21 protein-coding genes are annotated in these 24,634 nt (G+C 70.6%); 6 read left to right on the plus strand and 15 right to left on the minus strand.

What is annotated here, in order from left to right; translation table 11 throughout:
- Nucleotides 1–12: 12 nt before the first annotated feature.
- Together groL and E4191_RS05160 are read right to left on the minus strand one after the other, a co-directional pair.
- Nucleotides 13–1,656 carry a chaperonin GroEL gene (gene groL / locus E4191_RS05155; RefSeq protein WP_135312451.1) on the minus strand — a complete coding sequence of 548 codons (1,644 nt, stop codon included), beginning with the start codon at nt 1,654–1,656 and terminating at the stop codon, nt 13–15.
- A 46-nt stretch (nt 1,657–1,702) separates the two neighbouring features.
- The gene (locus E4191_RS05160) at nt 1,703–1,990 is read right to left on the minus strand and encodes a co-chaperone GroES (protein ID WP_131574468.1); all 288 of its coding nucleotides are present in this window, start codon (nt 1,988–1,990) and stop codon (nt 1,703–1,705) included.
- Between the two features lie 190 nt (nt 1,991–2,180).
- On the opposite strand from E4191_RS05160, the gene E4191_RS05165 reads away from it, so the two are divergent.
- Nucleotides 2,181–3,188 carry a TraB/GumN family protein gene (locus E4191_RS05165; protein ID WP_135312452.1) on the plus strand — a complete coding sequence of 336 codons (1,008 nt, stop codon included), beginning with the start codon at nt 2,181–2,183 and terminating at the stop codon, nt 3,186–3,188.
- A 3-nt stretch (nt 3,189–3,191) separates the two neighbouring features.
- Here E4191_RS05165 and E4191_RS05170 read toward each other — a convergent pair whose 3' ends face one another.
- Entirely contained in the window at nt 3,192–6,407 is a 3,216-nt protein-coding gene (locus tag E4191_RS05170) for a ribonuclease E domain-containing protein (protein WP_135312453.1), read from the minus strand.
- A gap of 235 nt (nt 6,408–6,642) precedes the next feature.
- On the opposite strand from E4191_RS05170, the gene E4191_RS05175 reads away from it, so the two are divergent.
- Nucleotides 6,643–7,578, plus strand: coding sequence for an SIMPL domain-containing protein (locus E4191_RS05175; RefSeq protein WP_176562630.1), 936 nt, complete (start codon nt 6,643–6,645; stop codon nt 7,576–7,578).
- A 112-nt stretch (nt 7,579–7,690) separates the two neighbouring features.
- Here the strand turns inward: E4191_RS05175 and E4191_RS05180 are convergent, their stop codons facing one another.
- The gene (locus E4191_RS05180) at nt 7,691–8,533 is read right to left on the minus strand and encodes an AAA family ATPase (RefSeq protein WP_135312455.1); all 843 of its coding nucleotides are present in this window, start codon (nt 8,531–8,533) and stop codon (nt 7,691–7,693) included.
- Nucleotides 8,534–8,706: 173 nt separating this feature from the next.
- Between E4191_RS05180 and dksA the strand changes: the two genes are divergently transcribed.
- A complete protein-coding gene (gene dksA / locus E4191_RS05185; protein WP_135312456.1) occupies nt 8,707–9,129 on the plus strand; it encodes an RNA polymerase-binding protein DksA in 423 nt (140 codons plus the stop codon).
- A gap of 43 nt (nt 9,130–9,172) precedes the next feature.
- Nucleotides 9,173–10,303 carry an FAD-dependent oxidoreductase gene (locus E4191_RS05190; RefSeq protein ID WP_135312457.1) on the plus strand — a complete coding sequence of 377 codons (1,131 nt, stop codon included), beginning with the start codon at nt 9,173–9,175 and terminating at the stop codon, nt 10,301–10,303.
- A 133-nt stretch (nt 10,304–10,436) separates the two neighbouring features.
- On the opposite strand, the gene glmM is transcribed toward E4191_RS05190, so the two are convergent.
- The 7 genes from glmM to E4191_RS05225 all read right to left on the minus strand — a co-directional run bounded on the left by glmM (nt 10,437) and on the right by E4191_RS05225 (nt 18,363).
- Nucleotides 10,437–11,780, minus strand: a complete 1,344-nt coding sequence (gene glmM / locus E4191_RS05195) for a phosphoglucosamine mutase (RefSeq protein WP_135312458.1) — start codon at nt 11,778–11,780, stop codon at nt 10,437–10,439.
- Nucleotides 11,777–12,769: a dihydropteroate synthase gene (gene folP, locus E4191_RS05200; protein ID WP_135312459.1), complete on the minus strand. Its 993-nt coding sequence runs from the start codon at nt 12,767–12,769 to the stop codon at nt 11,777–11,779. Before folP ends, glmM begins: the two co-directional genes overlap by 4 nt.
- A 5-nt stretch (nt 12,770–12,774) precedes the next feature.
- Nucleotides 12,775–13,563, minus strand: a complete 789-nt coding sequence (locus tag E4191_RS05205) for a dihydroneopterin aldolase (protein WP_135312460.1) — start codon at nt 13,561–13,563, stop codon at nt 12,775–12,777.
- 50 nt (nt 13,564–13,613) lie between these two features.
- A complete protein-coding gene (locus E4191_RS05210; RefSeq protein WP_228461569.1) occupies nt 13,614–14,066 on the minus strand; it encodes a cell wall hydrolase in 453 nt (150 codons plus the stop codon).
- Between the two features lie 467 nt (nt 14,067–14,533).
- Nucleotides 14,534–17,074, minus strand: a complete 2,541-nt coding sequence (locus E4191_RS05215) for a putative PEP-binding protein (protein ID WP_135312462.1) — start codon at nt 17,072–17,074, stop codon at nt 14,534–14,536.
- Nucleotides 17,075–17,222: 148 nt separating this feature from the next.
- Nucleotides 17,223–17,864 (minus strand): peptidylprolyl isomerase, encoded by a 642-nt coding sequence (locus E4191_RS05220; RefSeq protein ID WP_135312463.1) that lies wholly within the window; start codon nt 17,862–17,864, stop codon nt 17,223–17,225.
- Entirely contained in the window at nt 17,857–18,363 is a 507-nt protein-coding gene (locus E4191_RS05225) for a peptidylprolyl isomerase (RefSeq protein ID WP_135312464.1), read from the minus strand. Before E4191_RS05225 ends, E4191_RS05220 begins: the two co-directional genes overlap by 8 nt.
- 188 nt (nt 18,364–18,551) lie before the next feature.
- Between E4191_RS05225 and E4191_RS05230 the strand changes: the two genes are divergently transcribed.
- Nucleotides 18,552–19,754: a phosphoglycerate kinase gene (locus E4191_RS05230; protein WP_135312465.1), complete on the plus strand. Its 1,203-nt coding sequence runs from the start codon at nt 18,552–18,554 to the stop codon at nt 19,752–19,754.
- A gap of 155 nt (nt 19,755–19,909) precedes the next feature.
- On the plus strand, nt 19,910–20,836 hold the full coding sequence (locus tag E4191_RS05235) for a class I fructose-bisphosphate aldolase (RefSeq protein ID WP_135312466.1): 927 nt from the start codon (nt 19,910–19,912) through the stop codon (nt 20,834–20,836).
- Nucleotides 20,837–20,918: 82 nt separating this feature from the next.
- On the opposite strand, the gene E4191_RS05240 is transcribed toward E4191_RS05235, so the two are convergent.
- The 4 genes from E4191_RS05240 to E4191_RS05255 form a co-directional block, all read right to left on the minus strand.
- Nucleotides 20,919–22,208 carry a homoserine dehydrogenase gene (locus tag E4191_RS05240; protein ID WP_135312467.1) on the minus strand — a complete coding sequence of 430 codons (1,290 nt, stop codon included), beginning with the start codon at nt 22,206–22,208 and terminating at the stop codon, nt 20,919–20,921.
- 73 nt (nt 22,209–22,281) lie between these two features.
- Nucleotides 22,282–22,806 carry a hypothetical protein gene (locus E4191_RS05245; RefSeq protein ID WP_135312468.1) on the minus strand — a complete coding sequence of 175 codons (525 nt, stop codon included), beginning with the start codon at nt 22,804–22,806 and terminating at the stop codon, nt 22,282–22,284.
- A gap of 4 nt (nt 22,807–22,810) precedes the next feature.
- A complete protein-coding gene (locus tag E4191_RS05250) occupies nt 22,811–23,635 on the minus strand; it encodes a glycosyl transferase (protein WP_135312469.1) in 825 nt (274 codons plus the stop codon).
- A 63-nt stretch (nt 23,636–23,698) separates the two neighbouring features.
- The gene (locus E4191_RS05255) at nt 23,699–24,634 is read right to left on the minus strand and encodes a hypothetical protein (protein WP_135312470.1); all 936 of its coding nucleotides are present in this window, start codon (nt 24,632–24,634) and stop codon (nt 23,699–23,701) included.

The following is a 24,634-nucleotide window of genomic DNA, read 5'->3' on the forward strand; positions in this document are numbered from 1 at the left end:
GCAGGGGGATGATTACATCATGCCGCCCATGCCGCCCATGTCGGGCATGCCGCCACCGCCGCCTTGGCCTTTCGGCTCGGGCTTGTCGGCGATCATGGCTTCGGTCGTGATCAGCAGGCCGGCAACCGAGGCTGCATCCTCCAGCGCGGTGCGGACGACCTTCGCGGGGTCGATCACGCCGAACTTGAACATGTCGCCATATTCTTCGGTCTGGGCGTTGAAGCCGAAGGTCTTGTCGGTCGACTCGCGGACCTTGCCGGCCACGACGGCGCCGTCGACGCCCGCGTTCTCGGCGATCTGGCGCATCGGCGCTTCCAGGGCACGGCGCACGATGGCGATGCCTGCGTTCTGGTCGCTGTTCTCGCCGGTCAGGCCTTCCAGGACCTTGCCGCCCTGAACCAGAGCCACGCCGCCGCCGACGACAACGCCTTCCTGGACAGCTGCACGGGTCGCGTTCAGCGCGTCATCGACGCGGTCCTTGCGCTCCTTGACTTCGATCTCGGACATACCGCCGACGCGGATGACTGCGACGCCGCCGGCCAGCTTGGCCACGCGCTCCTGCAGCTTTTCCTTGTCGTAGTCCGAGGTGGTTTCCTCGATCTGCTGACGGATCTGGGACACGCGTGCCTCGATCTCGGACTTCTCACCGGCGCCGTCGACGATGGTGGTGTTGTCCTTGTTGATCGTGATCTTCTTGGCACGGCCCAGCATGTCGATGCCGACATTCTCCAGCTTCATGCCCAGGTCTTCGCTGATGACCTGACCGCCGGTCAGGATCGCAATGTCCTGCAGCATCGCCTTGCGACGATCGCCGAAGCCCGGAGCCTTGACGGCCGCGATCTTCAGGCCGCCGCGCAGCTTGTTGACGACCAGCGTGGCCAGGGCCTCGCCTTCGACGTCTTCCGAGATGATGACCAGCGGCTTGCCCGACTGGATCACGGCTTCCAGCAGAGGAACCATCGGCTGCAGTGAGGACAGCTTCTTCTCGTGCAGCAGGATATAGGCGTCTTCCAGATCCGCGATCATCTTGTCGGGATTGGTGACGAAGTAGGGCGACAGGTAGCCGCGGTCGAACTGCATGCCTTCGACGACTTCGACCTCGGTCTCCATCCCCTTGTTCTCTTCGACGGTGATGACACCCTCGTTGCCGACCTTCTGCATCGCATCGGCGATGAAGCGGCCGATCAGCGCTTCGCCATTGGCCGAGATCGTGCCGACCTGGGCGACTTCGTCGCTGTCGGTGACGGGACGCGAGGCGGCCTTGATGGCTTCCACGACCTTCGTGGTGGCCAGATCGATGCCGCGCTTCAGATCCATCGGGTTCATGCCGGCCGCAACGGCCTTCATGCCCTCTTTGACGATGGCCTGAGCCAGCACGGTGGCGGTGGTGGTGCCGTCGCCCGCTTCGTCATTGGTGCGCGAAGCGACTTCGCGGACCATCTGGGCGCCCATGTTCTCGAACTTGTCGGACAGCTCGATTTCCTTGGCGACCGTCACACCGTCTTTGGTGATGCGCGGGGCGCCGAAGGATTTGTCGATGACCACGTTGCGGCCCTTGGGACCAAGCGTGACCTTGACGGCATCGGCCAGGATGTTGACGCCTTTCAGCATGCGATCGCGCGCGTCGGTGCTGAACTTGACTTCTTTGGCAGCCATTATGAGTCTCCTAGATTCTGGGGGGAAGGATGGAACAGTCCGGGGATCAGTTGATCACGCCCAGGATGTCGCTTTCCTTCATGATCAGCAGCTCTTCGCCGTCGATCGTGACTTCGGTGCCCGACCATTTGCCGAACAGGACGCGGTCGCCTGCCTTGACGGAGGGAGCGATCAGCTCGCCCGAGTCCTTGCGCGCGCCTTCGCCGGTCGAGATGATCTCGCCTTCGGCGGGCTTTTCCTTGGCGTTGTCCGGGATGATCAGACCGCCCTTGGTCTTCTCTTCGCCTTGGACGCGGCGGACCAGCACGCGGTCATGCAGGGGTGTGAAAGCCATGATAGAACACTCCGATATTTCAGGTTGCAGTGTTTCGTTGTTGGCACTCACCGACTGCGAGTGCCAATGGCGGTGATCTAGGCAAATCCGGCGCCCGTGTCAACAGCCGTGATGCCCCCGCCGGGCTGGATTCCGCCCGCCGGACGTGACAGCCTGTGGGGGACGCCGACCGATAAGGACCTGATCCCCCATGCGAATGACGATTTCCGCCGCCCTGTTCGTGCTGGCGGGTCAGCCGGTCTGGGCCGCCTGTGACGGGCAGAACCTGTTCGACACCATGCCCCCCGACCGCGCCGCCGCCATCGAGGCCGCGACCGAGGGCGTGCCCTATCGGCGGGGCCTTCTGTTCGAGGCGCGGCGCGACGATCAGCGCATCATCCTGGCCGGAACCTACCATTTTGCCGATTCGCGCCATCAGGCGATGGTCGACCGGTTGCGCCCCCTGATCGCCGAGGCGGACGCGCTGTTCGTCGAGGCCGGCCCCGAGGAGGAGGCGCGTCTGGCCGAGGCGCTGACCCGCGATCCGACGCTGATGGTCAATCCCGACGGCCCGACCCTGCCCGAACGGCTGTCCGCGCCGGAATGGCAGGCGCTGGCGCAGGCCATGTCGGATCGCGGCACGCCGGCGGTGATCGCCGCCAAGATGCGGCCTTGGTACGTGGCGATGATGCTGGGCGTGTCGCCTTGCATGGTGCGCACCATGGCCGAGACGGGCGATGCGGGCGGGCTGGACCATCTTCTGGTCGCCGAGGCCGAGGCGGCCGGCACTCCTATCCGCCCGCTGGAGCCGTGGGACACGATCTTCGGCCTCTTCGAGGGGCTGACCCCGCAGCAGGAACTGGACATGATCCGCGCGGGCCTGCCGGCAGCAGGCTATGCCGACGATTATGCGGTGACGCTGACGGACGCCTATTTCGATGGCGACGTGTGGAAGATCTGGGAGTTCGGCCGCTTCGACGCCATCGCCAATTCGGGGCTGTCGCGGGCCGAGGTGGATCGCCAGATGAGCTTTGCCCAGACCCGGCTGATGGATGACCGCAACCGCGCCTGGATCGCGCCGCTGACGCGCGGCGCCGTCGAGGCCGCGTCCGAGGGGCAGGGGATCGTCGCGGCGTTCGGCGCATTGCACCTGCCCGGCGCGGCGGGGGTGCTGGCCCTGCTGGAGGCCGAGGGCTTCGACATTAACAGGCTGGACTGAGGCCTACTGCCCGTTCAGCACGCCCAGGGCGTGGGCGCGGCCCTGCTTCTGATAGGTGATGCGGCTGTCGCTGATCTCGCTGATCGTGCCGCCATTGATGCGGTCGCCGATCCGCAGCGTCAGCACGCGCCCGTTCGACAGGCGCACCAGCGCCCGGCTGGCCCGGCCCGCGCCGATGGTGCCGATGATCTGGGTGCTGCTTAGCTGGATGCCGTCCTTGACGGTGGCGCTGGCGGCGGCATTGCCGATGGCGTTGCGGGGCACCGCGGCGACCACGTCGGGCTCGGCATCGACCTCGGGCGGCTGGTAGCGCTGGTTGCGCGACGCGGCGCGCTGCTGTTCGGCCTCGGCCTGGGCCCGCGCGCGGGCCTCGGCGGCCGCCCGGGCCTGCGCATCGGCGCGCGCATCGGCGGCGGCCTGCGATCGGGCGCGGGCCTCCGCCTGGGCCTGCAGCGCGTCGTCCTGGCGGCGCTGTTCGGCGATGGCGGCCTGCGAATTCTGGGCGGCGACCGCGGCGGCGGCGGCGGCCTGCGCCTCGGCCGCGGCGCGCAGATCCGAGGCCGAGGGCGTCAGCGCGGCGGCGACCGGTGCGGCAGAGGCCATCATGGAATTGACCGCCGCGCCCGCAGCGCCTGCCGCGCGGCGGGGCGGAACCTGCGACGAGGTCAGCGCCGTCAGGGCGACCGCCCCGGGCGTGGCCGTGCTGCTGCCGATGGCCGATGCGATGGCCTGTTCGACCGCCGCCCCCGACACGCGGTTCGGCGCGGCCTGGCCACCGGGCCTGCCGGCCGGACGGGCCGAGCGCAGGATGCCGACCGTGGGCCCCGCCGTCACGGCCGGGGCGGGGCTGGCGGCGGCGGGCGGCGAGACGACATCGGCCGCGATGCTGGCGCGGGCCGCGGGGCGGGGCCGGGCCACCATGTCCTGCGCCGCGCGCTGCGTGGGCGCTGCCACGGAGGTCGGCTTGCGCATCGGACGGGCATCGGCCAGCTGGAAGACCGCCCCCCGCTCGGCCCCGGTCAGGGGCGCATTGCCCGCCTGTGCGGTGCGCAGGTCACGACGCTGCCGGGTCTTGGCATCGACATCGGAGACGGAGGCCATGTCCGCCTGCAAGACCTGCCGCCCTGCCGTCCGGTCGTACCCGGAAAGCGGCGCGGGCCCCGCGAAGGCCATGCTCAGATCGCGCATCTGCCGGGTCACCTGATCCTGCTCGGCTTGGGTCAGGCGGCGCAGCTGATCGTCCTCGGCCACGCTGCCTTCGTCCAGCTGGGACAGGTTGTCGGGCCTTGCGGGCGGACGCGAGGTCGATTCGACCGGGGTCGCGGCTGGTGCCGGGGCAGGGGTCGGGGCAGCGGTGGACGCCGGGGCCGCGCTGGCGGCCGGAGGCCGGACGCTGTCGGGACGCGCTGCAGGCGCGGCCGCCGTGGGCGTGGTGGCGGGCGGTGCTTCAGGCGTCGTGTCGGCAGGCTGGGCCGTACCGGTCTGGGCCGCCGCAGGCTGCTGCGCTGCCGTGGGACGGGACCGGGGACGGGTGGGGGCGACGGGTGCGGGCGCGGCCTGCTGCTGCGCCTCGAAGGGCAGCGGGCTGTCGGGCACCGTGGGACGGCTGTCCGGAGCCGCAGGCTGCGCCGCCGCCGCCGGGGCCGACCGGGGCGGACGCACGGAACTGGCCAGCGTGCCGGAGGGGTCGGCGGCGACAGGCGGCGTCGCGGGCGCAGGGACCGGCGGCGTCGCGGGCGCGGCGGGGGGCGGGGTGGCAGCGGCCGTGTCCGCAGCCGTGGCGGGTGCATCCGCGGCAGGGCCGTCCTCCGCCGGAACGAAGTCCGATGCGGGAGCGGTCGTCGAGGACGCAGGCGCGGTGGCCGAGGCTGTCCCTGTCGCGGCACCGGCCTCGGGAAGACCCGCGGCCGAGGCGGCCGCCGTCGCGGCCACGCTGGCCGCCTCGGGGGTCAGACCGGACGTCGCCTCGGTCGGGGCCGTGCCCAATGCCTCGGCCAGCGCGCGGTCCAGCGCGTCCGGCTCGGTCGCGGGTGCCTCGGCAGGGGCCACAGGCTCCGGCGCAGGTGCGGCACCCTCGGGCAGGGCATCGGATGCCTCGGACGGGGGCACTTCGCCCGCCGTTTCGGGCAGGGCCGGCGCCACCTCCGGCGCAGGATCCACCGGGACCGCCGGTTGCGCGACAGGCGCCTCGGCCACAGGAGCTTCCACCGGAACCTCGGTCACCGGCGCCTCGGCCACCGGCGCATCCGCCACCACGGTCTCCTCAGACGTCGGACGGCCCAGGACCAGCAGCGCCAGGACCAGCACCACCACCAGCCCGCCCAACATCACCGGCAGCCGCCCGGGATCCAGCGCCCGCAGGCGGTCGGCCCATCCGGGCGTCGGGGCGGGGGCGGTGGCATCGGCCTCGCGCTGCGCCTTGGCGGTCGCGGCACGCTGATGGACGGCCTCGGCCCGGGGCGACAGCCGGTTGGCGGTGAGGGGCCCGCCATGCCGGATGACGGCCCCGGTCCCGCCCTCGGCGGCGGGGATGTCGTCATCCGCCACGACATCGGCGGCACCCTCCGGCGCGGCGGCCGAAGCCACAGCCATGTCCGACGGCATCCCTGCCGCCACATGCGGCGTGATGCGCGAGACGGCGGGCGGCGCGGCCGCAGCCGGCGCGGCCCCCGCCTCGACCTCGATCACCGGGGCGGTGACGCGGGCCTGCATCAGGTCGGGTTCGCTGAAGGGGCGGCGGTTGAACTGTTCCTGCGCCAGGCGGGTCGGCCCGAAATCGGGCTGCCCCTCGAAACGCTCATCCCCCGGCCGGGCCTGGAAGCCCGAGGGGCGGAACCCCTGGGCGCGGGCGAAATCCTCGGCCTCGTCCAGCGTGCGGCGGGCCACGGCGGCCACGCGCAGCGTCTCGATGTCGCCATTGGCGGCGGGGCACCAGTCGAAGGCCAGATCCTCGGCCCGGTAGGGCGACGAGGCCTCCAGCGCGCGGGCGATGGTGGCGGCCGTGTCGGACCCGAAGGGCACCGTCAGCACCGTGTACAGGATCTGGTCGTCGGGGATCACCAGGACGGTGTCCAACTCGCCGGCCTGGCCGCCGGCCTCCTTGCGCAGGGCATTGAGCACCGAGGCCAGGTCGCCGCCGGCAAAGCGGGCCTGGCCGAGCGGCTGCCATTCGGGGCCGTCGCGACATTCCAGTTGCACGGCCTCCTGGGTGAAGCTCATGGCGAATTCCGGGGGCGCGGCATGCTGATTCATGGATATGTTCACTGCTCGGTTTGCATGGTGCGATGCGTGCGCACCATGTCGTTGGCCTCGGCCCCATCTCTACCGCAAATTGTGGAACGTGGAAAGAAGATCTGCCACATCTGTGATCGGAATGCGTGCAAAAGGGCTGTCCACCGCACGCGGCCCAAGGCATCAAAAGGCACGCCTGATGCGTGATCAGAAAGGATCCCCGATGCGACCGACCCTTCGTGCCCCCCATGCCCGCCGCCTGGCCCTGACCGCCGCGCTGGCCGCGCTGGCCGCGCTGACCGCCGGTCCCGGCCTGGCCGCGCCGATGGCCTGCGGCCCTGCCGGCCCCTCGCGCATGACCGTCACGGGCGAGGGCCAGTCCCGCACCGCCCCCGATATGGCCAGCATCCAGCTGGGCGTGACCACCCAGGCCGACAGCGCAGCCGAGGCGATGTCGCAGAACAGCGAGCGCCAGCGCGCGGTGATCGAGGCGCTGACCGGCCAGGGGATCGACGCGGCGCAGATCCAGACATCGGGCCTGACCCTGAACCCGCTGATGCAGTACGGCGAGGACCAGGCCCCCACCGTGACGGGCTATCAGGCCAGCAACATGGTCACCGTCCGCGTCTCGGATCTGCCGGCCCTGGGCGAGGTGCTGGACGCGATCGTGGGGGCCGGCGCCAACGAGATCAACGGCATCACCTTCACCCGCGAGGACGGCGCCTCGGCCGAGGATGACGCCCGCCGCGACGCGGTCGCCGACGCGCAGCGCAAGGCGCAGGTGCTGGCCGAGGCCGCAGGCGTCGAGCTGGGCCCGCTGATGACCCTGCGCGACATGGCCACCGGCGGCGGCGGTCCGCGCCCGATGATGCGGATGGAGGCGGCGATGGCCGACAGCACCCCCGTCCAGCCCGGCGAGGTCGAGACCACCGCCCAGGTCGAGGTCGAATACGCGCTGGCGGGCGAGGGCGCCTGCGCCCCGATGCCCTCCTATGGCCGCCACCATGGCGGACCTTCCGATGGACCCCACGGCGGACCCCAGGGCGGACCCGCGCCCGCCCCGGTCCACCCCCCGATGCCGGGCGACGGCGCCCCCGCCGCCGATGAACCCATCGTCCCGGGCATCGTCGAGCCGCTCCCCGAGGCCCCGGCCAACTGACCCCCGGACCGGAGCCCCGGCTCCGGTCCCGACCACCCTCGACCTCTTCTTCACGAAAATATCCCGGGGGGAGTCCGCAGGACGGGGGGCGGCGCCCCCCTTCCGACCCGGTCTACCGCCCCTGACGCCGGGCCATGAAGGCCAGCTTCTCGAACAGCGCCACGTCCTGCTCGTTCTTCAGCAGCGCTCCGTGCAGCCGCGGCAGCATGGTGGCGGGATCGCGGGTCAGGTCCTCGGGTGCCAGATCCTCGGCCAGGATCAGCTTCAGCCAGTCCAGGAACTCGCTGGTCGAGGGCTTCTTCTTCAGACCCGGCACCTCGCGCAGCGCCACGAACTGCGACAGCGCGGCGTCCAGCAGGCGCGGCTTCAGGCCGGGGTGATGGACCTCGACGATGGCCTTCAGCGTCTCGGCATCGGGAAAGCGGATGTAGTGGAAGAAGCAGCGCCGCAGGAAGGCGTCGGGCAGCTCCTTCTCGTTGTTCGAGGTGATGATCACGACCGGACGGTGGGTGGCGTGGACGGTCTCACCGGTCTCGTAGACATGGAACTCCATCCGGTCCAGTTCCTGCAGCAGGTCGTTGGGGAACTCGATATCGGCCTTGTCCACCTCGTCGATCAGCAGCACCACCCGTTCGGGCGCGGCGAAGGCCTGCCACAGCTTGCCCTTGCGGATGTAGTTGGCGACATCGGACACCCGCGCATCGCCCAGCTGGCTGTCGCGCAACCGGCTGACCGCGTCGTATTCGTACAGGCCCTGCTGCGCCTTGGTGGTCGACTTCACATGCCATTCCAGGATCGGCATGCCCAGGCTGGCGGCGACCTGCCGGGCCAGCTCGGTCTTGCCGGTGCCGGGCTCGCCCTTGACCAGCAGCGGTCGCTGCAACGTGATGGCCGCATTCACCGCCAGGGCCAGGTCGGGGGGCGCCACATAGCGGTCTGTCCCGGTGAATTGCATGGAAACTCTCCTTCTGGCCAAGGTGCTTGGCCGCGATGGCCCGCGCGGGCGGGCAGATTTGCACGCCGCGCATGATTACCGCGCGCAACCCTAGTGACAAGCGCTACGCCATACTTTAAGGGGGCGCGCAAGGTGCCGGTAAATTAGCTCCGCCCGGCGCTGCCGGAGGACGTATGAAAGCCCAGACCTTCCTTCCCCAGGATTATCGCCCCGCCGAGGACGAGCCCTTCATGAACGAGCGTCAGCTCGAATATTTCCGGCGCAAGCTGGAAGCCTGGAAGCAGGAATTGCTGGACCAGTCGGCCGAGACGCTGGAAGGCCTGCAGGACAGCGCCCGTGCGGTGCCCGACCTGGCCGACCGCGCCAGCGAGGAAACCGACCGCGCGCTGGAACTGCGCACTCGCGACCGCCAGCGCAAGCTGGTCAGCAAGATCGACTCCGCGCTGCGCCGGATCGAGACGGGCGATTTCGGCTATTGCGAGATGACGGGCGAGCCCATCAGCCTGCGCCGCCTTGACGCCCGGCCCATCGCCACCATGACGCTGGAGGCGCAGGAGCGTCACGAGCGCAAGGAGCGCGTCCATCGCGACGACTGACCCCGGACGCCCTTCGCGACATGCGCCCGGGCGCATCCCTGCCGTGACGGGCGCCCTCGAAGGTCGCCCCGCGACCGTGATCGGCGCGGGCATCGGCGGCCTGACCGCCGCGCTGGCCCTGGCGCGGCGCGGGGCGCGCGTCACCCTCCTCGAACGCGCTCCGACGATCGCCGAGGTGGGGGCGGGCATCCAGCTGTCGGCCAATGCGGTGCGGGTGTTCGACGCGCTCGGCCTGGGTCCCGCCGTCGATGCGGCCAGCCTGAGGAACCGCGCGGTCCAGCTCAACGACGCGCAAGGTCGCCGCGTGCTGCGCATGGACCTGGCCGCGCACCGGCCCGAGGCCCGCTTCCTGCTGATCCACCGCGCCCGTCTGATCGACCTGCTGGCCCGGGCCGCCCTCGATGCCGGGGTCGATCTCCGCCTCGGGCAGGACATTGCGACGCCCCCCGACCTACCGCTGGTCATCGGCGCGGATGGCGTCAGAAGCACGCTGCGCCGCGCGCTGAACGGCCCCGAGACCCCCTTCTTCACCGGCCAGACCGCGTGGCGCGCGCTCCTCCCCGAGGCTGCGGATGCCCCGCCCGAGGCGCAGGTCTTCATGGGCCCGGGCCGCCATCTGGTCAGCTATCCTCTGGCGGGCGGGTTGCGCAATCTGGTGGCGGTCGTCGAGCGCGCCGACTGGCAGGACGAGGGCTGGTCCCATCCCGGCGACCCCACGGACCTGCGCGCGGCCTTCGCAGGCTTCGCAGGCCCGGTGCCCGGCTGGCTGGCGGCGGTGGACCGGGTCCATCTCTGGGGCCTCTTCCGCCACCCGGTCGCCGCCCGCTGGCATGACGACCGCCGCGCGATCCTGGGCGACGCCGCCCATCCGACCCTGCCGTTCCTGGCCCAGGGCGCGGGCATGGCGATCGAGGATGCCTGGGTGCTGGCCGCCTGCCTCGACGCGGGTTCCGACCAGCCCGCAGCCCTTGCCCGCTATCAGGCCCTGCGCCAGCCGCGCGTCACCCGCATCACCGATGCCGCCACCGCCAATGCCCGCAACTATCACTTCAAGGGCCCGATGCGCCTCGCCGCCCATACCGTGCTGCGCCTGGCCGACCGCCTCGCCCCCGGCCTGATGCCCGGCCGCTTCGACTGGCTCTACGACCACGATCCCGTCTCGGCCACCCCCTGAGGCCGGAACCGCCCGGCCCAAGGCACACACGGCCCCGGCACCTCCTTCATCTTGGCAGAAATATCCCGGGGGGCGCGGGGGGCTGGCCCCCCGCTGTCGCGGGACGCGCCTGTCGGGCCGTCGCGGGACGCGATCAGGCCGCCTGTTCGACCGCTGCCACGATGCCGTCGACCACCTCGCGCAGGACATGCTCGTCCTCTGCCTCAGCCATCACCCGGATCAGCGGCTCGGTGCCCGACTTGCGGATCAGGACCCGGCCCGTCCCGGCCAGGCGCGCCTCGGCCTCGGCGATCACGCGGCGGACCGGCTCGGCGGCCAGGGGATCGGCGCCGGCGGCATAGCGGACGTTCTTCAGCATCTGCGGCACCGGCTCGAACTGGGCGACCAGGTCGCTGGCGGGCAGGCCGGTCTCGGCCATCGCGCCCAGCACCTGCATGGCCGCCACCAGCCCGTCGCCGGTGGTGGCATAGTCGGTCATCACGATATGGCCCGACTGCTCGCCGCCCAGGTTGAAGCCGCCCTCGCGCATGCGCTCGACCACATAGCGGTCGCCCACGCGGGTGCGTTCCAGCCGCAGCCCCTTGGCGGCCATGAAATGCTCCAGCCCCAGGTTGGACATGACGGTGGCGACCAGCGCCCCGCCCTTCAGTCGGCCCTGCGCGGCCCACCGGCCCGCCAGTAGCGCCATGATCTGGTCGCCATCCGCCACGCGGCCGGTCTGGTCCACGATCACCACCCGGTCGGCGTCCCCGTCCAGGCTGATGCCCAGATGCGCGCCATGGGCCCGCACCGCCTCGGCGCAGGCCTGCGGATGGGTGCTGCCCACGCCGTCGTTGATGTTGAAGCCGTCGGGCTTCACGCCAAGCGGGATCACCTCGGCGCCCAGTTCCCACAGCACGTCGGGGGCGGCGCGATAGGCCGCGCCATGCGCGCAGTCCAGCACCACCTTCAGCCCGTCCAGCCGCAGCCCCGAGGGCAGCGTCGTCTTGGCGTATTCCATGTAGCGCCCGCGCCCGTCGTCGATGCGCTTGGCGCGGCCGATATTGGCGGGCTGGGCGGGGGCGACCTCTCCCGCGACGATGGCCTCGATCTCGGCCTCGGCCTCGTCGGACAGCTTGAAGCCGTCGGGGCCGAAGAACTTGATGCCGTTATCCTCGGCCGGGTTGTGGCTGGCCGAGATCATGATCCCCAGATCGGCCCGCATGGACCGGGTCAGGAACCCCACCGCGGGCGTGGGCACCGGGCCCAGCAGCAGCACGTTCATGCCCGTGCTGGTCAGCCCGGCGGTCAGCGCGTTCTCCAGCATGTAGCCCGACAGGCGCGTGTCCTTGCCGATCACCACCCGGTGGCGGTTGCGCCCGTCGCGGCGAAAGTACCGCCCCGCGGCGGCACCGAGGCGCAGCGCCATCTCGGCGGTCATGGGATGGGTGTTGGCGCGTCCGCGCACCCCGTCGGTCCCGAAAAGCTTCCTGCTCATGTCCCCGTCTTTCCTTGTTCGTCGTTCAGGGCGGCGATCAGGCGCAGCCCTTGTGCATGCTCGGCCACGTCATGGACGCGGTGGATCTGGACCCCCTGCGCCACCGCCGAGACGGTCAGCGCCAGCGTCCCGGGCATCCGGTCGCCGGGCGCCTCGGCGCCCCCGATCGTGCCGATGAAGCGCTTGCGCGACAGGCCCAGCAGGATCGGGCAGCCCAGCCCATGATAGACCGAGATGCGCCGCAGGATCGCCAGATTATGCGTCATCGTCTTGCCGAATCCGATGCCCGGATCGATCACGATCCGCTGCGCGGGAATGCCCGCCGCCCGCGCGCGCGCGATGCGGGCCTCCAGCGCGTCGTAGACGTCCAGCAGCACGTCGCCATAGCGGGGATCGTCCTGCATCGTCTGGGGCAGGCCCTGCGCGTGCATCAGGCAGACCGGCACGCCCGCCTGCGCCACCAGCCCGGGCAGGTCGGGGTCGAAATCGAAGCCCGACACGTCGTTGACCATGCCCGCGCCCGCCGCCAGCGCGGCTTGGGCGACGGCGGCCTTGCGGGTGTCCACCGACAGGGGGGCCTGGCCCGCCATGGCGGAAAGGGTCGGCAGGATGCGCGCGATCTCCTCGGCCTCAGGGACCTGCGCGGCGCCGGGACGGGTCGATTCGCCACCCACGTCCAAGAGGTCGGCGCCTGCCTGAAGCAATGCGCGGGCCTGCTCGGAGGGGACGTAATGCCCGCCATCGGAAAAGCTGTCGGGCGTGGCGTTCACGATCCCCATCAGGCGCGGGCGATCCAGCGGCAGGCCCAGCAGCGGCGGGCGGGGCGCGGTCAGGGCGGCGACGACCTCGTCGGGGGCGCGGTCCACCACCTGCGGGGGCTGGCCGCGCTGCAGACGCTCGAACAGGGTGAAGCCCGTCCAGCCCCCGGCCAGCCGCCAGCGGGCGGCGCCGGTCTGCGGGATCGGGCGATAATAGATGCGGTCGGACATGGCCATCAGCGTGCGGGCAGGCGGGCCAGGGTCAGCGTCAGACCCTCGGGCAGCGGGGGCAGGGGGACCGCCTCGGGCCGCATGAAGTCCACGCGATGCGCGCCGATCCGACGGGCCAGCCACAGCGCCAGGCTGTCGGGGGTCTCGCCCGCTGCAGGGGCGTCGGCGGCCAGGCGCGCGGGCGCCCAGACCACCGGCCGACCGGCCTGACTGGCGGCGTCCAGTTCGGTCCGCGTCTCGGCGACCTCCAGGTTTAGCTCTCCGGCCAGCGCCCAGGCCGCCTGATCCAGCGCCAGCAGCGCGATGCGCCGGGCATGGGGACCGTCCGAGCGCGCGGGGGCATCGCCCGGCAGCACCACGACCGCTCCCTGCGGGGCGGGTGCGCCGGGGCCGTGGACCAGGATCGCCACGCGGGCCGCCGCGCCCGAGGCGGGCACGCGGCCCTGGTGGCGGGTGATCGACACGCCAAGCGCGCCGGGGACGAGGTCCAGCTTCTCGACGGTGACGTGGATGCAGGCGGCACGGGGATGGGCCAGGACCTCGGCGGCGATGCGCTCGGCCAGGGTCTCGACCAGGTTGTAGCGCTGGTCGGCCAGGGCGGTCGCCACGGCCTGGGTCAGCACGTCATAGGACAGAATCAGGTCCACATGATCGTCGCTGCCCGCCACCGTGTCGCGTAGCTCGACGCTCAGGTTGAAGCGCAGGCGCTGGTCATGACCGCGTTCGGACTGGAAGGCGCCGATCTCGGCCGAAAGGACGTGATCGCGCAGAAAGATGCGGTCGGGATGTTCCATGCCTGCCATTCACAGCAAATCCGCGGCGCGGGCAAGTCCCGCACGCTGCCTCAGTTCGAGGCGACGCGCTGGTTGCCGCGATAGAAGATGTGGCGGCCGATCTGGACGGTGCGCTGGAAGCGGTGCGACCAGGCGGGGCGCACGGCGGGCGTGTGGAAATAGGTGGCGCCGCCGGTCAGGGCACGGGGCGCGCCCGACAGCGCGGCCTGAGCGATGTCGCGGGCGCGCAGGTAGGCGCCCTTGTTGCGGATCGGCTTGGCGCCACCGATCGTGTAGCTGAACTGGCTGGGCTGGTTGATCACGCCGCAGACGGTGCCCGGGAAAGCGCCGCTGTCGACACGGTTCAGGATGACCTCGGCCACGGCGGCCTGGCCCTGGCGTCCCTCGCCGCGCGCCTCGTGATACAGGGCCTCGGCCATGCATTCCAGATCGGCGCCCGAATAGCTGGCGCGGGTGCTGGCCAGATGAAGTTGCTCGATCGGCGCGTCGGGCGAAATTTCCACTTTCGCCGGCTCGGCACCGGTGTATAGAAGCGGCGTCGGGCGGGCGTGGGTCGCGGCCGCCTGCAAGGTGCCCAAGAGGACCGCGTCGGACGAAAACAGCGATCCGTTCCCCCTGCGGTGGCGATGGTCGAGGTCAAGGGGACGGCGATGGCGGCACATAAGGTCACGTGCGCCAGCCGGTGAAGCAGCTTGGGCATGGATCGTCCTATAACAGGGCACCCGTTGACGGGGCATTAAGGCCCGGCGACAGGAAGCAGACCGTCATGCCGGGCGGTCTGACGATGTGATTAGGATTTTCGACATGGCCCCGGCTATCCCCGTTCCCGGTAACGGGGCGTTCAGGACGAATTCGGGGCTATTTGGGCAGGTATCCGCTGCATCATCGCCGCGCTATTGGCGGGTTCCGGCGCAAACGCCGGAATAGGTCCGAACTGTCCCAATAAAAACAGCAACTTGCGGTTGAGGACTCAGGGATCGACGCGACCCTGATCCATGCGAATCGCCGATTGGGCCGCCGCCAGCCGCGCCACCGGCACCCGGAAGGGCGAGCAGGACACGTAATCCAGCCCCGCCTTGTGGCAGAAGGCGATGGATTCCGGGTTGCCGCCATGCTCGCCGCAGACGCTCAGCGTGATGCCGGGCTTGTGGGCGCGGGCGCGCTGGACGCCGATCAGCAACAACTCGCCCACCCCGTCCTGATCCAGGACGTGGAACGGATCCTCGGCATAGACGCCCTGTCCGACATAGGTGCCCATGAAGCGGCCCGCGTCGTCGCGCGACAGGCCGTAGGTCATCTGCGTCAGGTCGTTCGTGCCGAAGGACAGGAAGGTGCATTGCCCGGCGATGTCGCCCGCCCGCAGCGCGGCGCGCGGCGTCTCGACCATGACGCCCAAGCGATAGGTGAAATCGGTGCGCGTCTGGTTGCGGACAGCCGCCGCGACGGCATCGATGCGGGTCTTGACCAGCTCGACCTCGCGCATGGCGCTGACCAGCGGGATCATGATCTCGGGGACGACGGGATCGCCCTTGCGGCTGGCCTCGACCGTGGCCTCGAAGATGGCGCGGGCCTGCATGTCATAGATCTCGGGGACGGTGATCCCCAAGCGGACGCCGCGCATGCCCAGCATCGGATTGAACTCGGTCAGCGCCTCGACGCGGCGGGTGACGTCGGACAGGGGCAGGTCCAGCGATTCGGCCAGCTCGCGCAGCCCCTCGCGGTCGTGCGGCAGGAATTCGTGCAGCGGCGGATCGAAGAGGCGGATGGTGACGGGCAGGCCGGCCATGATCTCGAACAGGCGGGTGAAATCCTGGCGCTGCATGGGCAGGATGCGGTCCAGCGACAGGCGCCGGTCCTCGGGGCTGTCGGCGAAGATCATCTCGCGCATGGCGGGCAGGCGTTCGCCGTCGAAGAACATGTGCTCGGTCCGGCAGAGCCCGATCCCCTGCGCCTGGAAGCGGCGCGCGGTGATCGCGTCCTCGGGCGTGTCGGCATTGGCGCGCACGCCCAGGCCCCCCGCATCCGCCGCCCAGTCCATCAGCTGGGTGAAGGCGTCGTCCAGCGCCGGGGGCAGCAGCACGGCGGCCCCCGCCAGCACCTCGCCTGAGGAGCCGTCGATGGTGATCTCGTCGCCCTCGCGCAGCATCCGCGTGCCCGCGCGCAGGGTGCGGGCACGGGCGTCGATGCTGATCGCGCTGGCCCCCACGATGCAGGGCAGGCCCAGGCCCCGCGCGATGACGGCGGCATGGCTGGTGGTGCCGCCCCGTTCCGTCAGCACGCCGACCGAGGCATGCATGCCGCGGATGTCCTCGGGGATGGTCTCGCGCCGGACCAGGATGCAGGGCTCGCCGCGGGCATGGGCGGATTGCGCGGCGGCGGCGGAAAAGACGATGCGGCCGGTCGCGGCGCCGGGGCTGGCATCGATGCCGCGCGCGATCACGTCGCGGGGCGCGCGCGGATCGACCTGATGGTGCAGCAGGTCGGCCAGGGCGCGGGGCTCGACCCGCATCAGCGCCTCGTTCGGGGGGATGATGCCGTCGCGCGCCAAGCTGACCGCGATGCGCACGCTGGCGCGGCTGCCGCGCGCGACGCGGTCGGCGTCGATGACGCTGATCTGTCCGCCGGTCACGACGAACTCGATCTGCATCTCCTCGCGCAGGCGCTCGCGGGCGGCGATCCCGAAGCGGACCAGATCGGCAAAGATTTCGGGCGCGGTCTCCTCGAGCGAAGGGCCGCGGCTGTCGCGGGTCAGGTACAGCGTCTCGGCCCCGGTGCCGATGGTGGGGCCGTGGCGCTGGCCGCGGAACCGCCCCGTGACGCGCGGCGCGCCGGTGACCGGATCGATGAACTGGATCGTGCCCGAGCCGCAGATGCCCGGCCCCAGGGCCAGGGCCATCTCCTGCACGACCAGCCCCAGGGGCGCGTCGGGCGGGGCGCCCTTGGCCTGGCGCAGCAGCCGGGCGGTCGGGCCGTCCCAGGCCCGCGCCATGCTGCGCAGCACCTCGGAGAGCTGCTCGGCGGGATCCTGGGGGAAAGGCTGGTCCATCTCGTCGCGATAGCAGCGCAGCGCGCCCGCCAGCGCGTCGGGGCCGTCCTGGGTGAACATGTCGGGGTCCAGCCGCGCGATGTGGATCGCATAGCTCTGGACGAAGGACAGATAGACCGCATCGGCATTTGCCCGGCCGATCCGGCCCGCCAGCTTGTCGTGCAGCGCATCGTTGATGCCGACGTTCAGCACCGTCCCCGGCCCGCCCCATTCGGGCATCACCGCCGAGGGGCGCACGCTGACCAGCCCGCTGCCGTCGAAGATCGGCGACAGTTCCGCAGGCGGGGGGCGCCGTCCCTGCGCGATCATCCGCACGTTGTCGCAGCCGATGGCAAAGCTGCTGGGCACCGGCAGCTCCATCCGGATCAGCCGTTGCAGGCACTTTGCCCGCCAGCCGTGCAGATCGCGCACGACCGGGGCCGAGGGTGTGATGCGGATGGCGGTGGGGGGCGGCGCGATGCTCATGACGGCTGCATCCTAGGGGCCATGCCAGTCCTGTCGCAAGCGCAATATGCGGCACTGCAGCACGGCGTCGCAGCGGGCGCCGTGCTGCAGTGCCGTGAACGAAAAAGGGGGCCGCAAGGGCCCCCTGTTCGTCGATCGTGCGGGGGCGTCAGCCCTCGGTGGCGTCGGCCTCGGCCTCGGCGGGCTCGTCGCCCGTCACGATCGTCACGCTCTGCATGACGTCGGGATCGGTGACCGAACCGTTCGTCGCGGCGTCGCCCTTCTTGATGCTGTCCAGCACCTCCCAGCCCTCGATCAGCTGGCCCACGACGGTGTATTCGCCGTCCAGGAACTGTGCGGGGGCCAGGTCGATGAAGAACTGGCTGTTGGCGCTGTTGGGGTCCATCGCGCGGGCCATGCCGACGGTGCCGCGATCGAACGAGGCGTCGCTGAACTCGGCCTCCAGATCGGGCAGGTCGGACCCGCCCATGCCGGCCATCGCGGTGTCGCCGTCCTGGCGGCCGTGCTCCACGTCGCCGGTCTGGGCCATGAAGCCGTCGATCACGCGGTGGAAGACGACCCCGTCATAGGCGCCGGATTCGGCCAGTTCGACCAGCCGGGCCACGTGGTTGGGGGCCAGGTCCTCGCGCAGGTCCAGCACGATGGTGCCCTTGGACGTGCCCTCGGCATCGGCGACCTCGATGACCATGTTCGGGCCGTCGGTGTCCTCGACCTGCGGGTTGGTGCCCTGCGCGAAGGCCGCGCCGGTGCCCAGCATCAGGACGGCGGGGATGAGGGCCAGATTACGCATCGGCGGCCACCTTGACGCTGATCATGCGGTCGGGATTCACCGGCGGCTCGCCGCGGGCGATCTTGTCCACATGCTCCATCCCCTCGATCACGCGGCCATAGACCGTGTACTGACCGTTCAGGAAATGGTTGTCCCCGAAGTTGATGAAGAACTGGCTGTTGGCGCTGTTGGGGTTCTGCGAGCGCGCCGCGCCCAGGGTGCCGCGGTCATGCGGCAGCTTGGAGAACTCGGCCGGCAGGTCCGGCATGTCCGACCCGCCCGTGCCGGCGCGGCCCGGGTTGTAGTCCTTTTCCATGTTGGCATTCGCCACGTCGCCGGTCTGGGCCATGAAGCCCTCGATCACGCGGTGGAAGGCCACGTTGTCATAGGCCCCGGCGCGGGCCAGGTCCTTCATGCGCGCGGCATGCTTGGGAGCGACATCGGTCAGCAGCTCGATGACGACGGGGCCGTCCTTCAGCGTGATGACGATGGTGTTTTCCGGGTCCTTGATCTCGGCCATGCGGCCCTCCTGTGGCTTGTTCGACCCCTGATCTAGGGGCTCGGGCGCCCAAGGGCAACGCGCGAAACCGTGACGCGCGGTTCACGGGGGATCGGGCGGGGGGCCGGCAAGGCTCCGCCCATCGGTGCGGTTGACGCCGCGGCTGCCATGCGGGACAAGCTTGCCAACCCCAAGCGGAAGGATGCGACATGGCCAGGTTCCACACCATCGACGACATGGATCTTGACGGAAAGGTGGTGCTGACCCGCGTGGACGTGAACGTTCCGGTCGAGAACGGGCAGGTCACCGACACGACCCGGATCGACAAGATCGTGCCGACGGTGAAGGACATCCAGGCCAAGGGCGGCATCCCCGTGCTGCTGGCCCATTTCGACCGCCCCAAGGGCCAGCGCGTGGACAGCATGAGCCTGCGCCAGATCCTGCCCGCGCTGGAGGCGGCCCTGGGCCAGCCGGTGGTCTTTTCCGACGATTGCATCGGCGGACCGGCCAAGCGCGTCGTGGCGGCGCTGCAGCCCGGCCAGGTCGCGCTGATGGAGAACACCCGCTTTCACGCGGGCGAGGAAAGCAACGACGCGACCTTCACCGCATCCTTGGCGGCGCTTGGCGGGGCCTATGTGAACGACGCATTTTCCGCGGCGCACCGGGCGCATGCCTCGACCGAGGGGCTGGCGCGGCTTCTGAACGCGGGCGCCGGGCGTCTGATGGAGGCCGAGCTGAAGGCGCTGGACGCCGCGCTTGGCGATCCGCAGCGCCCGGTGATGGCGGTCGTCGGCGGTGCCAAGGTGTCCAGCAAGCTGGACCTGCTGATGAACCTGATCGAGAAGGTGGACCACCTGGTGATCGGCGGCGGCATGGCCAACACCTTCCTGGTGGCGCAGGGCGTCGAGGTCGGCAAGTCGCTGGCCGAGCGCGACATGGCCGACACGGCCCGCGCGATCATGGACAAGGCGCAGGCGACCGGCTGCCGGATCCACCTGCCGGTCGACATCGTGGTGGCGCGCGAGTTCAAGGCGGGCGCCGCATCCGAGACTCTGCCGGTGGGCGACTGCCCGGCGGATGCGATGATCCTGGATGCGGGCCCCGCCACGGTCGAGGCGCTGCGCCAGGCGATGACCGCCTGCAAGACGCTGATCTGGAACGGCCCGCTTGGCGCCTTCGAGATCGAGCCCTTCGACGCCGCCACCAATGCCGCCGCGCGCGCCGCGGCCGAGCTGACAGCGCAGGGCGCGCTGGTCTCGGTCGCGGGCGGGGGCGACACGGTCTCGGCGCTGAACAAGGCGGGCGCGGCCGAGGGGTTCACCTTCATCTCGACCGCGGGCGGCGCCTTCCTGGAATGGATGGAGGGCAAGACCCTGCCCGGCGTCGCCGCGCTGCAGGCCGCCAAGCGCTGAGCGGTCCCGTCCCGCGTCGCCTTTCGGGTGGCGCGGGACGGAACGGTCGGTGTGGGGCACCCGTCCTGACCTTTGTGAGGATTTCGTTAGCGTAATCAGAATTGTGACCTTGGGCGGGCGTGCTATGCACGCGCGAAACCCAAGGAGAAGACCCCATGCAGATGACCGACACGGTGCGCCGCATCCTGGCCAAGTACGAGGGCGAGACGCCCGGCGTGAAGGCGCAGCTGGCGCGGATGCTGATGACCGGCAAGCTGGCCGGCACCGGCAAGATGATCATCCTGCCCGTCGACCAGGGCTTCGAGCACGGCCCGGCGCGCACCTTCGCCGCCAACCCGGCCGGATACGACCCGCATTACCATTACCAGCTGGCGATCGATGCCGGGCTGAACGCCTTCGCCGCCCCCCTGGGCATGATCGAGGCGGGCGCGGACACCTTCGCGGGCCAGATCCCGACGATCCTCAAGGTGAACAGCGCCAACAGCCTGATGTCGGACACGGCGGGCAAGAACCAGGCGATCACGGCATCCGTGGACGACGCGCTGCGGCTTGGCTGCGCGGCGGTGGGCTTCACCATCTATCCGGGCAGCGACATGGCCCTGGACATGTTCGAAGAGATCGTCGAGATGCGCAAGGAGGCCGCCGCCAAGGGCGTGGCGACCGTCATCTGGTCCTATCCGCGCGGCGAGGCGATCACCAAGGACGGCGAGACGGCGATCGACGTGGCCGCCTATGCCGCCCAGATCGCGGCGCTGATCGGCGCGCATATCATCAAGATCAAGCTGTCCACCGACCACCTGATGCTGCCCGAGGCCAAGAAGGTCTACGAGGAGAAGGGCATCGACATCTCGACCCAGGCCAAGCGCGTGGCGCATTGCATGCAGGCCAGCTTCGGCGGGCGCCGGATCGTCGTCTTCTCGGGCGGGGCGTCCAAGGGCGCGGATGCGGTCTTCGACGATGCGCGCGCGATCCGCGAGGGCGGCGGCAACGGCTCGATCATCGGCCGCAACAGCTTCCAGCGCTCGCGCGAGGATGCGCTGGAGATGCTGGGCAAGCTGGTCGAGATCTACAAGGCACCCTGAGGGGGCCGACGGTCGCGCCCCCGGTCCGGGGGCGCGGCACCGGGCCCGCGCGGGACGGGGGCCCTGCCGCCCCCGTTTCCCGTCACACCTCTTCGATGCGCAGCTCGACCGGGTCGCTGACCAGGACGCCGGTGCGGGGCAGGCCCTCGATGGCATAGTCGATCGCCTCGGGCATGGTCTTGTGGGTGACGACCAGGACCGGGACGCTGGCCGGGCTGTGCTGCCCGTACTGGCGCATCCGGTCGATCGAGATGCCCGCATCGCCCAGCACGGTGGCGACCTTGGCCAGCGCGCCCGGCTTGTCCTGCAGTTCCAGCCGCATGTAATAGGCGGCGGGCACGGCGGTGCGGGCGGGCTGGGCCGCGACCAGCCCGTTCGCGGGCTGGCCGAAGACCGGCAGGCGCACGCCGCGGGCGATCTCGACGATGTCGGACATCACCGCGCTGGCGGTCGGCCCCTCGCCCGCGCCGGCGCCGCGCAGGACGATCTGGCCGACGCTGTCGCCCTCGATCACCACCATGTTGGTGCCGCCGACCAGCTGCCCCAGGGGGCTGTCGGCGGGCACGAGGCAGGGCGCCATGCGCTGTTCCAGCCCGCGCGGGGTCATCTGCGCCACGCCCAGAAGCTTGATGCGATAGCCCATGTCGCGGGCGCGGTGGATGTCGTCGATGCTGACCCGCTCGATCCCCTCGATCTCGACCGCGTCGAAGCTGACCTGCGTGCCGAAGGCGATCGAGGACAGGATCGCCAGCTTGTGGCCCGCGTCGATCCCGCCCACGTCCAGCGTCGGATCGGCCTCCAGGTATCCCAGCTGGCGCGCCTCCTCGAAGACCGCCTCGTAGGGCAGGCCCGCGCTTTCCATGCGCGTCAGGATGTAGTTGCAGGTGCCGTTCATCACGCCCATGACGCGGGTGATGCGGTTGCCCGCCAGCGACTCCGTCATCGACTTGATGACCGGGATGCCGCCCGCCACCGCCGCCTCGAAGCGGATCACCCGGCCCAGGCCTTCGGCCAGTTCCGCCAGCGGCTGCCCGTGCAGCGCCAGCAGCGCCTTGTTGGCGGTCACCACGTCCTTGCCGGACCGCAGCGCGGTCTCGATGCTGTCGCGCGCGATGCCCGCGTCGCCGCCGATCAGCTCGATGAAGACATCCACGTCGGGGGCGGTGGCGACGGCCATCGGATCGTCCTCCCACCGGTACGAGGACAGGTCGGCGTCGCGGTTCTTCATCCGGTCGCGGGCGCTGACGGCGGTGATCGTCACCGCGCGGCCCGAGCGCATCGCCAGAAGGTCGGCATGACGCTGGATGATCTTGACGACACCGATCCCGACGGTGCCTAGCCCGGCAATGCCGAGGCGGAGGGGGGACGACATGGCAGCCTCTCATCCTTGATTTCGCGGGTGTTAGCCTGCCCGCGCGGCTGTTGCAACGCGCGATGCGCGGGCCTCAGGGGCCGTCGTCGTCCATGCCCGCCCATTGGCCCTCGATGCCGGTGGCGCGCATGATGCGCACGACCTGCCGGGCCGCCTGCAGGGTGCGGTCGCGGATGGCCGCCAGGTCGGCGGGGCCCATGTCGTCGGGATGGCGCTCGCCCCGGGTGTTGATGAAGGTCGGATGCCACAGGCCCGGCTGCGCGCCCGGCCGCCACGAGGCATGGCAGATCAGGTTGCGCAGCAGGCGCAGCTGCGGCAGCTCGCGCGACAGCGGGTCCAGCGCCTCGACATGGGCGCGCCGCGCCGTGGCCAGGAAGCTGTCGATCAGCGTGCCGAGCGAATCGTCGGCGATCTCCTCCATGCGCCTAAGCCAGGCGGCCAGGGCGCGGTCATCTGTCGTTTCGCCCAGGCTGTGGCGGGTCAGGGAAAAGATCGCCCGCTTCAGCGCCTCTTCCAGAAAGCCGAAGGCCGCGACCGCATGGCCAAGCGCCGCAGCCATCTCGTCGGGCAGGCGGTCGGGCGCGCGGGGCAGGGCCATGGCCCTAGTCGTGCCAGAGCCGCGCCACCCACGAGGTCGGGCGCACATAGTGCCGCAGATGCTTCAGCGGCGCCTCGCGACGGTCGCCGGTGAACAGCGCGCGCAGATGCGCCAGGGGCGGGCGGACCGGGTCGGCCTCGTCCCACCGGCCCGCGATGGCGTCGGGCGGGTTCAGGCTGCCCGGGAACATGACGATGCGGGTGCCGCGCGGAATGCGGGGTTCGCGCAGGTAGTTCAGCGGAAAGACCGGCACGCAGTGGAACCGGAAATGCGCCAGCCAGCCGCGCGGCCAGAACTTGACCCCGCCCGGCGCGTTGCGCGTCACGAAGCGCTGCTCGTAGCGGTACTGGTCGGCTACGCCCTGCGGATCGGCGGCGAAGATCTGCTGCAGGGGCGCCAGCTTGCCCACCCGCATCCGGTAGACCGAGGTCTGGCCCATCTTCTCCAGCGGCGTGTTCGGGTTGCGGCCCAGCACCGTGTCGTCGGGATCGCCGAAGGTGAAGAACGGGTCCAGATCGCCGGTGACGATCACGTCTAGATCCAGGAACAGAACCACCCCCGTCACGTCGCCCAGATCGCCCCACAGCCGCGACTTGGGCCATTTGCCCCGCGTGTTGACCGGCGCCTCATAGGCGAAGTCGGGCAGGGGCCGCACCGCCACGTCGGGATGCAGCCCGGTCCCGTCATCGGTGAAGCAGAACAGCCGGAAGGGCGGGGTAATGTTGCGCGCGATCATCGCGTGCAGCCGGTTGACATAGTCGGGCCCGAACTTGGCGCCCCACTTGATGCAGATGATCTGCTTGAGATTGCCGTCGCGTCCGTCGCTCATCTTCGTCCTGCCCGTGATGGTGCCTCGGTTGTCCCAAATCGGGCCGCCCGGGGCAATGCACGATCACTCGGCGTCATAAATCGCGCGAAAGGCGGCCACCGCCGCCTCGCCCGAGGCATGGCCGGGATGCGGCGCGGGATCGCGCGGGTCGAATAGCTGCGCCCGGTCGGGAAACCACCGCGCCCGCAGCCGCGCGTTCGAGGCCGCATGATCGTCCAGGATCCGCTGCCGGTCGGCGGGGCTGAACAGGTCGCCGCGCCCGGCGAAGCGATCGGGGCCCTGCGCCATCAGCCGGCGATTGGCCTGCCGCACGCGGACGGGATCGTCCAGCGTCCGGTAATGCTGCAGCAGCGCGGCCTGGGGCGAGACATTGGCGCGATGCCCGGGCGAATCGGACGGGATCAGGGGATCCCTGCCCATCGCTCTCAGCAGCGCCGCGATGTTGTCGGGCGGCGGCTGGCCGGGCAGGTCTTCGGCATAGATCTGCGGCAGGATCACGGCCTGGGGAAAGGCGTCCGACCAGGCCTGCAGCATCCGGTCATAATCCAGAAGCGGCGCGACGACCTTGCGCATCAACAGGGCCGGGTCCTGCGCTTGGTTGCCGTTCCACTTGATCCACTGCTTGGTCAGCGCCTCGGCGAACAGGTCCTGGCGGCGCAGCCAGACAAGGATGCGGATCCGGCAGCCCGCGAACGCGTCCAGAAGCGGGGCCGCGACCTGCGGCGGGCTGACCGAGAAATCCTCGGACGAGACCAGGATGTCGGTCAGCGAGGGCCCGGCCTTCCGCACGCGGTCCAGCAGCTCCGCGATCAGCCTTTGCGCCTCGGGCGGATCGCGGTTCAGGGCCGCCGCCAGGGCGCCGCTGGCCGGAAGGCCCTTCCGGGGGCGGACATAAAGCAGCCCCGCGTCGAACAGCCGGGCCTCGTTCCGCGCCATCCATGTCTGGACGGCCGAGGTGCCGGTCTTCTGCATGCCGATATGAAGCCACAGGGTCTGCAT

Origin of the sequence: Paracoccus liaowanqingii (assembly GCF_004683865.2) — a bacterium.
Lineage (GTDB): Bacteria > Pseudomonadota > Alphaproteobacteria > Rhodobacterales > Rhodobacteraceae > Paracoccus > Paracoccus liaowanqingii.

Coding starts and splice junctions, on each gene's coding strand:
- E4191_RS05250 (WP_135312469.1), bottom strand. CDS start 23,635: ATGAGCGACGGACGCGACGGCAATCTCAAGCAGATCATCTGCATCAAG.
- dksA (WP_135312456.1), top strand. CDS start 8,707: ATGAAAGCCCAGACCTTCCTTCCCCAGGATTATCGCCCCGCCGAGGAC.
- E4191_RS05225 (WP_135312464.1), bottom strand. CDS start 18,363: ATGGCCGAGATCAAGGACCCGGAAAACACCATCGTCATCACGCTGAAG.
- groL (WP_135312451.1), bottom strand. CDS start 1,656: ATGGCTGCCAAAGAAGTCAAGTTCAGCACCGACGCGCGCGATCGCATG.
- glmM (WP_135312458.1), bottom strand. CDS start 11,780: ATGAGCAGGAAGCTTTTCGGGACCGACGGGGTGCGCGGACGCGCCAAC.
- E4191_RS05165 (WP_135312452.1), top strand. CDS start 2,181: ATGCGAATGACGATTTCCGCCGCCCTGTTCGTGCTGGCGGGTCAGCCG.
- E4191_RS05180 (WP_135312455.1), bottom strand. CDS start 8,533: ATGCAATTCACCGGGACAGACCGCTATGTGGCGCCCCCCGACCTGGCC.
- folP (WP_135312459.1), bottom strand. CDS start 12,769: ATGTCCGACCGCATCTATTATCGCCCGATCCCGCAGACCGGCGCCGCC.
- E4191_RS05160 (WP_131574468.1), bottom strand. CDS start 1,990: ATGGCTTTCACACCCCTGCATGACCGCGTGCTGGTCCGCCGCGTCCAA.
- E4191_RS05220 (WP_135312463.1), bottom strand. CDS start 17,864: ATGCGTAATCTGGCCCTCATCCCCGCCGTCCTGATGCTGGGCACCGGC.
- E4191_RS05170 (WP_135312453.1), bottom strand. CDS start 6,407: ATGAGCTTCACCCAGGAGGCCGTGCAACTGGAATGTCGCGACGGCCCC.
- E4191_RS05230 (WP_135312465.1), top strand. CDS start 18,552: ATGGCCAGGTTCCACACCATCGACGACATGGATCTTGACGGAAAGGTG.
- E4191_RS05240 (WP_135312467.1), bottom strand. CDS start 22,208: ATGTCGTCCCCCCTCCGCCTCGGCATTGCCGGGCTAGGCACCGTCGGG.
- E4191_RS05205 (WP_135312460.1), bottom strand. CDS start 13,563: ATGGAACATCCCGACCGCATCTTTCTGCGCGATCACGTCCTTTCGGCC.
- E4191_RS05245 (WP_135312468.1), bottom strand. CDS start 22,806: ATGGCCCTGCCCCGCGCGCCCGACCGCCTGCCCGACGAGATGGCTGCG.
- E4191_RS05215 (WP_135312462.1), bottom strand. CDS start 17,074: ATGAGCATCGCGCCGCCCCCCACCGCCATCCGCATCACACCCTCGGCC.
- E4191_RS05235 (WP_135312466.1), top strand. CDS start 19,910: ATGCAGATGACCGACACGGTGCGCCGCATCCTGGCCAAGTACGAGGGC.
- E4191_RS05175 (WP_176562630.1), top strand. CDS start 6,643: ATGCGACCGACCCTTCGTGCCCCCCATGCCCGCCGCCTGGCCCTGACC.
- E4191_RS05255 (WP_135312470.1), bottom strand. CDS start 24,634: ATGCAGACCCTGTGGCTTCATATCGGCATGCAGAAGACCGGCACCTCG.